Annotated in this window: 11 protein-coding genes and 1 pseudogene; 2 read left to right on the plus strand and 10 right to left on the minus strand. The window is 65.2% G+C overall.

From position 1 onward, the window contains the following. Nucleotides 1-1,563: class I adenylate-forming enzyme family protein (locus ACWEO7_RS36315; protein ID WP_452430015.1), on the plus strand; the 1,563-nt coding region annotated here is incomplete at its 5' end. Between the two features lie 40 nt (nt 1,564-1,603). On the opposite strand, the gene ACWEO7_RS36320 is transcribed toward ACWEO7_RS36315, so the two are convergent. The 10 genes and pseudogenes from ACWEO7_RS36320 to ACWEO7_RS36365 form a co-directional block, all read right to left on the minus strand. Continuing rightward, on the minus strand, nt 1,604-2,062 hold the full coding sequence (locus ACWEO7_RS36320; protein WP_450017108.1) for a winged helix-turn-helix transcriptional regulator: 459 nt from the start codon (nt 2,060-2,062) through the stop codon (nt 1,604-1,606). Between the two features lie 66 nt (nt 2,063-2,128). Further along, a pseudogene (locus ACWEO7_RS36325) lies at nt 2,129-2,380 on the minus strand (hypothetical protein); the annotation flags it as partial. 149 nt (nt 2,381-2,529) lie between these two features. After that, nucleotides 2,530-3,951 (minus strand): NAD(P)(+) transhydrogenase (Re/Si-specific) subunit beta, encoded by a 1,422-nt coding sequence (locus ACWEO7_RS36330; protein WP_452430017.1) that lies wholly within the window; start codon nt 3,949-3,951, stop codon nt 2,530-2,532. 3 nt (nt 3,952-3,954) lie between these two features. After that, nucleotides 3,955-4,272 (minus strand): NAD(P) transhydrogenase subunit alpha, encoded by a 318-nt coding sequence (locus ACWEO7_RS36335; protein WP_452430019.1) that lies wholly within the window; start codon nt 4,270-4,272, stop codon nt 3,955-3,957. Beyond that, on the minus strand, nt 4,272-5,390 hold the full coding sequence (locus ACWEO7_RS36340) for a Re/Si-specific NAD(P)(+) transhydrogenase subunit alpha (protein ID WP_452430021.1): 1,119 nt from the start codon (nt 5,388-5,390) through the stop codon (nt 4,272-4,274). Before ACWEO7_RS36340 ends, ACWEO7_RS36335 begins: the two co-directional genes overlap by 1 nt. Nucleotides 5,391-5,575: 185 nt before the next feature. Then, on the minus strand, nt 5,576-6,037 hold the full coding sequence (locus tag ACWEO7_RS36345) for a MaoC family dehydratase (RefSeq protein ID WP_452430023.1): 462 nt from the start codon (nt 6,035-6,037) through the stop codon (nt 5,576-5,578). Next, nucleotides 6,034-6,195 (minus strand): SDR family oxidoreductase, encoded by a 162-nt coding sequence (locus tag ACWEO7_RS36350; protein ID WP_452430024.1) that lies wholly within the window; start codon nt 6,193-6,195, stop codon nt 6,034-6,036. The genes ACWEO7_RS36345 and ACWEO7_RS36350 overlap by 4 nt, the downstream gene beginning before the upstream one ends. A 43-nt stretch (nt 6,196-6,238) precedes the next feature. After that, a complete protein-coding gene (locus ACWEO7_RS36355) occupies nt 6,239-8,047 on the minus strand; it encodes an acyl-CoA dehydrogenase (RefSeq protein ID WP_452430026.1) in 1,809 nt (602 codons plus the stop codon). Next, nucleotides 8,044-9,057, minus strand: coding sequence for an NADP-dependent oxidoreductase (locus ACWEO7_RS36360; protein ID WP_452430028.1), 1,014 nt, complete (start codon nt 9,055-9,057; stop codon nt 8,044-8,046). The genes ACWEO7_RS36355 and ACWEO7_RS36360 overlap by 4 nt, the downstream gene beginning before the upstream one ends. Next, a complete protein-coding gene (locus ACWEO7_RS36365) occupies nt 9,054-9,881 on the minus strand; it encodes a crotonase/enoyl-CoA hydratase family protein (RefSeq protein ID WP_452430030.1) in 828 nt (275 codons plus the stop codon). The genes ACWEO7_RS36360 and ACWEO7_RS36365 overlap by 4 nt, the downstream gene beginning before the upstream one ends. A gap of 231 nt (nt 9,882-10,112) precedes the next feature. Here ACWEO7_RS36365 and ACWEO7_RS36370 point away from each other — a divergent pair, with 231 nt between their 5' ends. Continuing rightward, the gene (locus ACWEO7_RS36370) at nt 10,113-10,874 is read left to right on the plus strand and encodes an SDR family NAD(P)-dependent oxidoreductase (RefSeq protein ID WP_452430032.1); all 762 of its coding nucleotides are present in this window, start codon (nt 10,113-10,115) and stop codon (nt 10,872-10,874) included. Nucleotides 10,875-11,633: the final 759 nt, after the last annotated feature.

Here is an 11,633-nt window from a genome sequence, read left to right on the forward strand (position 1 = left end):
CCCGGGGACGCCGTCTCATTTCAGTCCTCGCAGGACAAGCAACAAAAGCGTTCCCCGGAGGTCCCAGCCATGAACGAAGGTAGTGCTATCAGCAATCTCGCAGATCTGGTTGACATCGGTGCTGGTCTCGGCGCCGACCGGGCCGCATTCATCACCGACGAGGAGGTGATCACGTACGGGGAGCTGACCGATCGGATCGCAGCCGCTCGCGGCGGGCTGCGTGCTTTGAACGTCGAGCGGGGAGACCGCGTCGCTGTCAGTCAGGCCTATCCGCTGGACTTCGCTGTCGCCTTTTACGCTGCGCTCGGCATCGGTGCCACAGCGGTTCCGATGAACCCTGCGCTCACCGCCCGGGAGGCGGCCCATCAACTTCGGGACTCCGGTGCGAAAACATTGATCGCCACCTCGGAGGGCGGCGAGTGGACGAACGGAACCGATATCTCCGTCGTCGATGTCGACACACTGCGCCGTCGCCCTGCGCACGCCGACAAAGTGGCAGTGAGCAGTTCGGACACCGCCGCCATCCTCTACACCTCGGGAACCACGGGCATGCCCAAGGGGGCCGAACTCACGCATGGGAATCTGCTCTTCAACGCTGAAGTGCTGGGGGAAACCGCCGTGCTCGGCCCTGCTGCCGACGATGTTGTCGCGGGCATTCTCCCGCCGTTCCATACCATGGGATTGACCGTGCTCGGCTTGGCCCTGCGCGCCGGTGCCGCGGTGTGGCCCATGGCCAAGTTCGACGCGCGTCGTGTGGCCGAGCTGATCGATGCGGGTAAGATCACCATCCTCGTCGGCGTACCGACGCATCTGCAGATGCTGATGCACAACTCGACGGGCCTGGCGTTCTCCACCCCTCTCGAGCGCCTGTCGACGGCCGGCGCCGCTCTACCGCAGGCTGTGCGCGTCTGGGCCGAGAAGCGATTCGGGGTGCCGGTCATTGTGGGGTACGGCCTGACCGAGGCCGCGCCGGCAGTGGCCTACAACCGGACGGACCGGCCCCTGCGCACCGGTTCGGTCGGCCCGGTGCTTCCCGGCGTACAGGTGAAGATCGTCGCTCCCGACGGGAGTGAGGTCCCGGTCGGTGAAGTCGGGGAAATCGTCGTCCGCGGGCCGAATGTGATGAAGGGGTACTGGGGTAACCCGATCGCGACCGACCGCGCGATCCGCGACGGGTGGCTGTATACCGGAGATGTGGGGAGGTTGGATGCCGACAATCATCTCTACGTCGTCGATCGGCTCAAGCAGTTGATCATCCGCGGCGGATTCAACGTCTACCCAGGCGAAGTCGAGTCCGTCCTGCAAGATCATCCCGCCGTGACCGAGTCCGCCGTCGTCGGGGTGCCTGACGATCGAGTCGGCGAGGAGATCGTCGCATTCATCGTCCCTGCCGGACCGCAGGTCTCGGAGGCCGAACTCCGTAACCATGTCAGCGCAAATCTGGCGGCATACAAAACGCCGCGCCGCTTCATCTTCACCAGCCAACTGCCGCGGACACCTACGGGCAAGGTCGCCCGGAGCGTGCTTCCCTCACTCGCGGATGCTGGCCCGAAGTCACAGTGACGGAAGAGATGCGCGCATAGGCGAGGATGCGGTTGTTCATCTATCGGTAGATGAACAACCCCTTGCCCACCACCGGCTCGGTGTCGTGATCGTTGATGTCCTGGCCGCATTCCGAGCACGCCACACGCGCGTGCATGCGATGTCCGCACGGCTTGTGCAAAAGATCCACCGGCGGTGCCACCAATCCGGTCCACTGATTGCCCCACTCCATCATGGCGACGTAGACAGGGAACAGGGCATGCCCCTTCGGGGTCAGCCGGTACTGCTGACGTGCCCCGCCGTCGGGATCGGCACGGCGCTCGAGAATGCCGTTTTCCACGAGCAGGTTCAGTCGATCGGTCAGGATGTTGCGCGCCAGGCCGATGCCGCGCTGAAACTCATCGAAACGTCTGGCGCCATTGAACGCCTGACGCAGGATCGGCCATATCCAGCGCTCGCCGAGCACCGCAGATGAACGTGCGATCGCACAGTTCTCCTCGGACAACTCTTCGTGCTTCATACCTCCATCATAGGGTGATCAGTTGCGTTCCACTACTGCGGCGCCAGCCAACCTCGTCACAGCATCCTAGGAGGCGGCGGGCACCGATCTGTCGAGCCGGTGGACGTATGCGCATGCCAAGGCGGCCTGTCGGTGTCTCGGGCCATTCCGGGCCGGTCGCCGGGCCGAATCTCGACTGCGGGTCGCTGGGTGAGGAAAGGCTGACGGGTTCAGATCGCAACTTGGCAGGGCGGCGAATGCGGTCAGGAACAGCGCCCGTTTCAGCTTGTTGCTGCTGGACCGGGCCGGGTGCTCACCGCGGATGAAGCTGCCGCAGCGGTGGAGCGATGCCGGGCCTCGAGGTCAGGACCTTGGCAAGAGGGTGTGCATCGAGCATCTCCGCTCGGGAACGGGCTGTGCCGTCACCGCGGGCGGACACGGTGACGGCACGTCGCGCCGCGGCCGGCGCGAGTTCGGGGCGGTCGCTACTACAGCGCCTTGAGTTCCTCGGTGACCGCACCGACGGATTTCTTGGCGTCGCCGAACAGCATCGAGGTGTGGTCGGCGTAGAACAGCGGGTTGTCGATTCCGGCGAAGCCGGAGTTCATCGACCGCTTGAGCACGATGACCGACTTCGCCTGGTCGACGTTGAGCACCGGCATGCCGTAGATCGGGCTGCCGGCATCCTCGCGCGCCGCCGGGTTGGTGACGTCGTTGGCACCGATGACCAGTGCCACGTCGGTGCGGTTGAACTCGCCGTTGACGTCGTCCATTTCCTTCATGGCGTCGTAGGAGACCTCGGCCTCGGCCAGCAGCACGTTCATATGCCCCGGCATCCGGCCCGCGACCGGGTGGATGGCGTACTTGACTTCGACACCCTTGGCCTCGAGGAGGGCCGCCATCTCCTTGACGGCGTGCTGGGCCTGGGCGACGGCCATACCGTAGCCGGGCACCACTACGACCTGGTTGGCGTAGGCCATCTGGATGGCGGCGTCGGCGGCCGAGGTGGCCTTGGCCTGCTTCTGCTCGCCACCGGCGTCACCGCCGGGCGCGGTACCGCCGCCGCCGAAGCCACCGGCCACGATCGCCGGGATGGAGCGGTTCATGGCCTTGGCCATGAGGTTGGTGAGGATGGCGCCGGACGCGCCGACGATCATGCCCGCCACGATCATGGCGGTGTTGTTCAACGCCAGACCGGCCGCGGCGGCGGACAGTCCGGTGAGCGCGTTGAGCAGGGAGATCACCACGGGCATGTCGGCGCCGCCGATGGGCAGCACCACCATGAGGCCGAGGATGCCCGCAAGCACCAGCACCGCGATCATCCACGGCTGGGACGCGCCGCCGTCGGATGCCTTCAGCCCGATGAACACCGCGGCCGCGACGGCACCGATGAGCAGCAGCAGATTCAGCGGCTGCTGCAGCTTGCCCAGCCCAATGGGACGACCGGGCAGGATCTCCTGCAATTTGCCGAAGGCGATGAGCGAACCCCAGAACGAGATCGAACCGATGATGGCCGCGAACAGCGAACCGATCACGATGTGCACGGTGGGATCCTCACCGTGCTCGAACGCGGAGAAACCGGTGGTGTCGAGGAATTCGGCCCACGCGATAAGCGCGACGGTGCCACCGCCCACCCCGTTGAACGCCGCGACCAGCTGCGGCATCTCGGTCATCTTGGTGAATTCGGCCGGTGGCACACCCAGCGCCACACCGACGACGAGTCCGGCGATGATGAGGATCCAGTTGCCGGTGTCGCGCATCGAGATCAGGGTCGCGCCCACCGCGATACCCATGCCGGTTGCCGCGATCCAGTTGCCGCGCACCGCGGTCTTCGGGCCGGTCAGGCCCATCAGACCGTAGATGAACAGCGAGAACGCGAGGATGTAGAGAATATTGACCAGGTAGTCCATGGGCTACTCGCTCACTTTCCGAGCCGTCTGCGGCTTCTTGCCCTTGAACATGCCGAGCATGCGGTCGGTGACCACGAAGCCACCGACCACGTTCAGCGTTCCGAACACCAGGGCGACGAAAAGGATCACCTGCACGAGCACCGACGGGTGCTCGACCTTGCCGAGGGTGACCAGCGCGCCGAGCACCACGATGCCGTGGATGGCGTTGGTGCCCGACATCAGCGGGGTGTGCAGGGTGTTGGGCACCTTGGAGATGACGGCGAATCCCACGAATCCGGACAGCACCAGGATCGCGATGTTCGCGAGCAGTTCGTTGTACATCAGGCGTCCACCTCACGTGTGACACAGGAATCGGCGAGCACCTGGTCGCCGAAGTCGGGCGCGAGCTTCCCGTCGACCAGCATCAGTTCCAGCAGCGCGGCGATGTTCTTGGAGTACAGCTCCGACGCGTGCTCGGGCATCGTCGCGGGCAGGTTCAGCGGTGCGGCGATGGTGACTTCGTGTTTCACGACGGTCTGCCCGGGCTCGGTGAGCTCGCAGTTGCCACCGGTCTCCCCGGCGAGGTCGACGATGACGCTGCCGGGCTTCATGCCCTCCACCGCGGCGGCGGTCACCAGGCGCGGCGCTGGGCGGCCCGGCACCAGGGCCGTGGTGATGACCACATCGAATCCCTTGATGGCGTCCTCGAGGGCCTGCTGCTGCTTCGCCTTCTCCTCCTCGGTGAGTTCGCGGGCGTAGCCGCCCTCACCGGCGGCGTCGATGCCGAGGTCGAGCCATTGCGCGCCGACCGATCGCACCTGGTCGGCGACCTCGGGCCGCACGTCGTAGCCGGTGGTGCGCCCGCCGAGCCGCTTGGCGGTGGCCAGTGCCTGGAGTCCGGCGACGCCGACGCCGAGCACCAGCACGGTGGCCGGTTTCACGGTGCCCGCCGCGGTGGAGAGCATCGGGAAAAAGCGGGTGGATTCGGAGGCCGCCAGCACAACGGCCTTGTATCCGGCCACGTTCGCCTGCGAGGACAGCGCGTCCATGACCTGCGCACGGGAGATGCGCGGAATGGCCTCCACCGCGAACGCCTGCACACCCGCGTCCTTCAGCGCGCCGATCTTGTTGTCGGCGTTGCGCGGAGCGAGGAATCCGATGAGTGTCCCGCCTTTCGACAGCTTCGCCACCTCGGCGTCACCGGGTGGGGCCACCTTGACGACCACATCGGCCGACCAGGGGTCGCCGATGATCGCGCCTGCCTCGATGTAGGCACTGTCCGGGATGAGCGCTCCCTGTCCCGCACCGGCTTCCACGACGATTTCCACACCCTGCTCGAGCAGCGCCGGAATGACCTTGGGCACCAATGCGACACGCCGTTCGCCCGGGTCGGTCTCGCGAACGACTCCGACCCGGGCTCCGCGCGGGGACGTTTCGCCCGCGCTCTGCGTTGTCTCCACTTGTCAGACTTCCTTCTCGTGCTCGTGCTGGGCCCGTCCGCAACCAATCCAGATCCTCGGTCGCAGCGTGGCCAGAGGATCTGGACTGGTTGGTTGCCGTGGCTCGACCCACACGATCCGTTCGGTGGAGTCGTGTGTGGTGAGTCGGCCGGCGGGTTGCCGAGCGGTCGACTATCCGATGATGCTCAGGTGGGGTGTACGAGGAATCGGCTCAGCGACTCCGCGACGCACACCGGTTTCTCGGTTCCGTCGCGTTCGATGGTGATTGCGACGGCTACCTGTACCCCGCCGGGGACCGGATCGACGGCGATGATTCGGCCGTGGGCGCGTACGCGGGAGCCGACCGGCACCGGTGCCGGAAATCGGACCTTGTTCAGACCGTAGTTGATCGCCATGTCGACGTTCTCGACGATCAGCAGGTCCTCGAGGAATGCCGCGATCAGCGACAGGGTCATGAATCCATGTGCGATGGTGGTGCCGTAGGGGCCGTGCGTAGCTGCTTCGGGATCGGTGTGGATCCACTGCCGGTCTTCGGTGGTTTCCGCAAAGGTGTCGATGCGCTGCTGATCGATGTCGATCCAGCGGCTCACGCCGAGATCGGCGTCCACCGACTGCCTCAGTTCCTCGATGCTGGAGAAGCGGGTCATATCGAGATGCCTCCGTCCACGGGCAGTACGACGCCGGTGATGTATCCGGCTTCGGCGGAGGGGAGGAAGCCGACCGCCGCGGCCATTTCGTGTGGTTCGGCGAATCGTCCGAGGGGATCAGCGCTGTCAATGACGGCTTCGGGCATGGGTGTCCCCAATCGTGAAGAATGTAGGTGAGTGATGGTCGGGTGGGAGCGTGGTTCAGAACCAGTCCTCCGCCAGATCGACGGTCGTGCGGTCCAGCGCTTCGAGCAGATCGAGCTGGAACTGCGCCTTGGGCAGCTCGTAGGTGAAGAAGTACCGTGCTGCGATCCGTTTGCCTTCGTAGAAGTCACCGGACTTCCCGTGGGCGGTGATCGCCTGTTCCAGCCAAATCCACGACAGCGCGACGTGACCGACCGCCTCGAGATAGAGGCTGGCATTGGCGAGTGTCACTTCGGAATCACCGCTGCTCCACAGCTTCTCGGTGACCGTATGGATGCGTTGGGCCACTGCACGCAGCTGCTCGGACCACTGCACCAGATCAGCCGAGACAGCGCTTGCCTGCTGTGCCGTGGTCTCGAAGACGTCGAGCAGCAGGCGCAGCGCTGCGCCCTCGGCCATGACCGCCTTGCGGCCCAGCAGATCCAGCCCGTGAATGGCGTGGGTGCCCTCGTGGATGGCGTTGAGCCGATTGTCGCGGTAGAGCTGTTCGACGTTGTAATCGAGGGTGTAGCCGTATCCGCCGTGGATCTGGATCGCGAGCGAGTTGGCTTCCAGGCACCATTGCGAGGGCCAGCTCTTCGCGATCGGGGTGAGAAACTCCAGCAGCAGATGGGCCCGCGCCGATGACTGTTCGTCACCGGTGGCGATCTCGTCCACCAGCCGCGCACAGTAGAGACCGAGGGCGAGCGCTCCTTCGACATAGCTCTTCTGCGCCAACAGCATCCGTCGCACGTCGGGGTGGGCGATGATCGGTACCGGTCCCTCTTCGGGATGGCCGAGGCGACGTCCTTGGACGCGGGTACGTGCGTAGTCCAGCGACTGCAGGTATCCGGTGTATCCCAGGGCGGTGGCCGACAGGCCCACACTGATGCGGGCTTCGTTCATCATGTGGAACATGTAGGCCAGGCCGTTGTTCTCCGCGCCCACCAGGTATCCGACCGCTCCGGCTGCGCCGCCTGGGCGGTGGACGCCGTCACCGAAATTCAACAGCGCGTTCACCGCGCCACGCTGCCCCATTTTGTGATTGAGGCTCGCGAGAGCGACATCGTTGCGTTCACCGATCACCCCGTCGTCGTCGACGAGGTATTTCGGGACCACGAACAGCGATATCCCTTTCACACCCTCCGGACTGCCCGGCACCTTCGCCAGAACCAGATGCACGATGTTCTCGGTCATCTCGTGATCACCGCCGGTGATCCACATCTTCGCGCCAGTCAGGCGATAGGTGCCGTCCTCGCTCGGCACTGCACGAGTGGTGATCTGCGCCAGCGACGAACCCGCTTCCGGCTCCGACAGACACATCGTGCCCAGGTAGCGTCCGGCCAGCATCGGGCGCACCCATCTGCGGATCTGTTCGGGGCTGCCGTGGGTTGCCAGCAGATGCGCGTTTCCGATGGTGAGCATGCCGTACGCGGCAGTCGCGGTGTTGGCGGCCTGCAGCCACGCGAACGCCGCGCGCGAGACCGTGAACGGCAGTTGCATACCGTCGAGTTCGGCGTCGAACTCGCCGGAGAACAGACCCGCCTGACTCATCGCCTCCAACGCCTGGGCGATCTCGTCGGGAAGGATCACCGTGCCGTTGGCCGAACGCTTCGGATGGCTGGCGTCGGCGAGCCGGTTGTGTGGTGCGAGCCGTTTCGCGGCCAGGTCGGCGGCGAGACCGAGTACCGCGTCGAAGGTTTCCCGTGAGTGCTCGCTGTAGCGCTCGCGCGTGCACAGCGACTGCACGTCGAGCCATTCGTAGAGCAGGAACTCGACGTCGCGGGCATCGAGCAACCGCGGGCCCGCGGCGTGCCGGGCGGTCATGATCGGTCCTGGAGGTCGAGGACCAACTTGCCGGTGTTCTGACCGGCGAACAACGCCGCCAGCAGCTTCGGGAACGCCAGAATCGAATCCTGCACGACGTCTTGGACACTGTCGAGGCGGCCGTCGGCCAGCCATTGTGCCAGGGCGCGGGTCGCTCGAGGGAAGCGATCTTCGTAGTCGTACACCACGAAACCTTCCATGCGGGCCCGCGCGACGAGCAGCGAGAGGTAATGGTCGGGGCCCTGAGCGCCGGATTTCGAGTTGTACTGCGATACCGCGCCGCAGATGACTACGCGCGCGCCCTGGGCAAGGCGCAGCAGACCGGCGTCGAGAATCGAGCCTCCGACGTTGTCGAAGAACACGTCCGCGCCGCCGGGAACGCGATCACGCAGGGCGTGGCGAACGTTTTCTGTCTTGTAGTCGATCGCGGCGTCGAATCCGAGGTCCTCGACGAGGAATCGGCACTTGTCGGGGCCACCGGCGATGCCGACCACCCGGCCTCCGAGGATCTTCGCGATCTGCCCCACTGTGCTGCCGACACCGCCCGCGGCGCCGCTGACCACGACAGTCTGTCCGGGAGCGAACCTGCCGACCTCGAGCAAACCGAAGTAGGCGGTCATTCCCGTCAATCCCAGCACCCCGAGGTGGGTGCTCAGAGGGACGGGCAGGTCGGGATCGATCCGCTGGACACCTCGGCCGCTGCTGACAGCGAACTCCTGCACACCGAACTCGCCGGTGACGAGGTCGCCCGTGCGGAAGTCGGAGTGCCTGGATTCCAGTACTCGACCGGTGCCGTAGGCGCGCATCACCGCGCCGATCTCCACGGGCGGAATGTAGGACTTGCCCGCGTTCATCCATCCACGCATTGCGGGATCCAGGGACAGCTGCAGAACCTGGATGAGGAACTGCCCTTCACCCACCGATGGGATGGGTTCGGTTACCTGCTCCCAGTCGGACTCCTGTGCGGCGCCGACCGGGCGATTCGCCAGACGGAATTGTCGATTGCTCATTTTCCGGTGAACCGTGCCTCTCGCCGCTCGATGAACGATTGCATGCCCTCGTGGCCGTCCTCGGTGTGCAGCAGTGCGGACATGTCCGGCTCCAGACGCGCGAACGCGGCGGCCTCGCCTTCGATACGTGCCCGGTGGGCCGATTCCAGGGTGACCTTCACTCCGAGCGGTCCGGCCTTCTCGGCGATGTACTCGGCGATCTCGATGGCTCGCTCGACGTGCTTGCCCGGTTCCACGACTTCCTGGACCAGGCCGATCCGCAGCGCTTCTTGGGCGTCGTAGGGTTCGCCGGTCAGCAGCCACCGCATCGCGTTTCCCCATCCCGCATCACGCGGCAGCCGGATCGTGGCGCCGCCGAAGGCGTAGATCCCCCGGTTGATCTCCATCTGGGAGAACCGCGCGTCCGCGGAGGCGATCCGGATGTCGGCGGCCAGCGCCAGCTCGATCGCCAAGGTCATCACCCAGCCGTGCACCGCCATGACCAGCGGGGTCGTCCACGTGTCGCCCTTACGCCAGGGATCACGAAGACCGGGTTCGGTGTAGTCGAGTACGCCTTCCTCGACTCGAGGGCCGACCTCGGCGAGATCCAGGCCGCCGGTGAAGTGTTTGCCGTGGCCGAACAGGACGCCACAGCGGATCTCGGGATCGTTCTCGAGGACGTAGTAAGCGCGCCCCAACTGTTCGATCAGCTCGAGATTGAACGCGTTGTACTTCTCCGGGCGATTCAGCCCGATCAGCAGCACATGGCCCCGACGCTCGACGGTGACAGCCGGCTCCGGCCGATCCGACGCATCCGCTGGCGTGCTGGTGAGCGATTCGGTCATGAGGTCTTCCCTTCGACACTTCGGCTGCCCGGTCGGCAACCCGCGGGAGCGATAATAGTCGCAAAATGCGACTAATCAACCCAGGGTCATGAGAGTTCAAGGGCCGAAAGACCAATAATGCCAGGTAAAGATGGCTGACAGCTGCCAGGATCTGACGTTTTGGAGGGCAGGTTGTTTGGTACTATAGTTTCATTTGACAACTTACTTCACAACTTGAATCAGGAGATGCTGATGGGTGTGCTCGACATGTTCCGGCTCGACGGCAAGGTGGCGATCGTCACAGGGGCGTCGTCCGGTTTGGGCGTGGCCTTCGCGCGCGGGCTGGCCGAGGCCGGAGCCGATCTGGTGCTCGCGGCGCGGCGGATCGACAAGGTCGAGGAGACCAAGCAGATGGTCGAGGCGCTCGGTCGCCGCGCCATCGCCGTGAAAGCCGATGTGTCGGACCCGGAGGATGCCACCCGGCTGGTGACGGCGGGGCTCGAGGCCTTCGGGAAGATCGACATCCTGATCAACAACGCAGGCGTCGCCTCGGCGGTCCCCGCGACCCGTGAGACTCCCGAACAATTCCGTCATGTCATCGATATCAACCTCAACGGCACCTACTGGATGGCTCAGGCCTGCGGACGTGTGATGCAGCCGGGCAGCGTCATTGTCAACATCTCGAGCATTCTCGGACTGACCTCCGCGGGACTGCCCCAGGCGGCGTACGCCTCGAGCAAGGCCGCGGTCGTCGGACTCACCCGCGACCTCGCGCAGCAGTGGACCGCGCGTAAAGGGATCCGCGTCACTGCCGTGGCACCGGGCTTCTTCGAATCCGAGATGAGCCAGAGCTATCCCGACGGCTACGTCGAGCAGACGATGCCCCGTGTCCTGGCCGGGCGATTCGGCTACTCCGAAGAGCTGGCCGCGACCGTAGTCTTCCTCGCCAGTGCCGCCGGCGGCTACATCACCGGCGTCACATTGCCAGTCGACGGCGGCATCCTGGTCAGTTGAGTATCGCGACGTCGATGGAGCGCACATCCGGGCCGGCGGATCCGCCGCCGGTTTCGGATGCGGACAGCGACGACCCGGTCTGTGTCCGAACCACCTCAGCGATGGCCTCGGATCGCTGGATCCACAGTGCCGCGAGACGCACTCGTTGGCACGAGCCGATGTGTCGAATCACCGGCGGTATCGGTCCCCGGACAGCGTTCGACATCGCGCAAACACTGCGACCTTCGGATGTCGAGCCTGGTCGTGCTGCGGCTGCCAGTCGCAGGCGCGGCTCATGCTCGCATCGGGACCGAGGTCGGTATGAGCTCTACCATGCGGCCGTGATGTGTACGTACATGTCTGGCTCGGCGAGAGCTGCCTCAACTACCTGGTCGATGTGCTGACCTGGACGCGCTCGTCGGCGATTGGCGACGTAGGCGATGGGTTCGGCATCGAACATCCGGAGACTCCAGTACACCGAACGAGGACTGGCCGAGACGCTACGCCGGTACGCCCCCACATGGCTCGGCACGCGCGATATCACAGCGGTACTCGACCTCGGCGGAGTGACAGTGGCCCGCGGGCACAACACCCGCGACATGACGAACTATCAAACAAACTATCAACCGCCCCTTCGCATCCCGAACCGGGTCGATCACGAAGTCTGTGCAGGATCCAGTTTTCAGGATCTGGCACGGATTGCGTGATTGACCCTTGTCGGATTGCCAACGGGGCCTTGGTGATCGATGATGTCGCCGGTGTCGTGATCCCGAACCGTTG

The organism is Nocardia sp. NPDC004260, assembly GCF_053603155.1.

Coding starts and splice junctions, on each gene's coding strand:
- ACWEO7_RS36320 (WP_450017108.1), bottom strand. CDS start 2,062: ATGAAGCACGAAGAGTTGTCCGAGGAGAACTGTGCGATCGCACGTTCA.
- ACWEO7_RS36330 (WP_452430017.1), bottom strand. CDS start 3,951: ATGGACTACCTGGTCAATATTCTCTACATCCTCGCGTTCTCGCTGTTC.
- ACWEO7_RS36335 (WP_452430019.1), bottom strand. CDS start 4,272: ATGTACAACGAACTGCTCGCGAACATCGCGATCCTGGTGCTGTCCGGA.
- ACWEO7_RS36345 (WP_452430023.1), bottom strand. CDS start 6,037: ATGACCCGCTTCTCCAGCATCGAGGAACTGAGGCAGTCGGTGGACGCC.
- ACWEO7_RS36355 (WP_452430026.1), bottom strand. CDS start 8,047: ATGACCGCCCGGCACGCCGCGGGCCCGCGGTTGCTCGATGCCCGCGAC.
- ACWEO7_RS36360 (WP_452430028.1), bottom strand. CDS start 9,057: ATGAGCAATCGACAATTCCGTCTGGCGAATCGCCCGGTCGGCGCCGCA.
- ACWEO7_RS36365 (WP_452430030.1), bottom strand. CDS start 9,881: ATGACCGAATCGCTCACCAGCACGCCAGCGGATGCGTCGGATCGGCCG.
- ACWEO7_RS36370 (WP_452430032.1), top strand. CDS start 10,113: ATGGGTGTGCTCGACATGTTCCGGCTCGACGGCAAGGTGGCGATCGTC.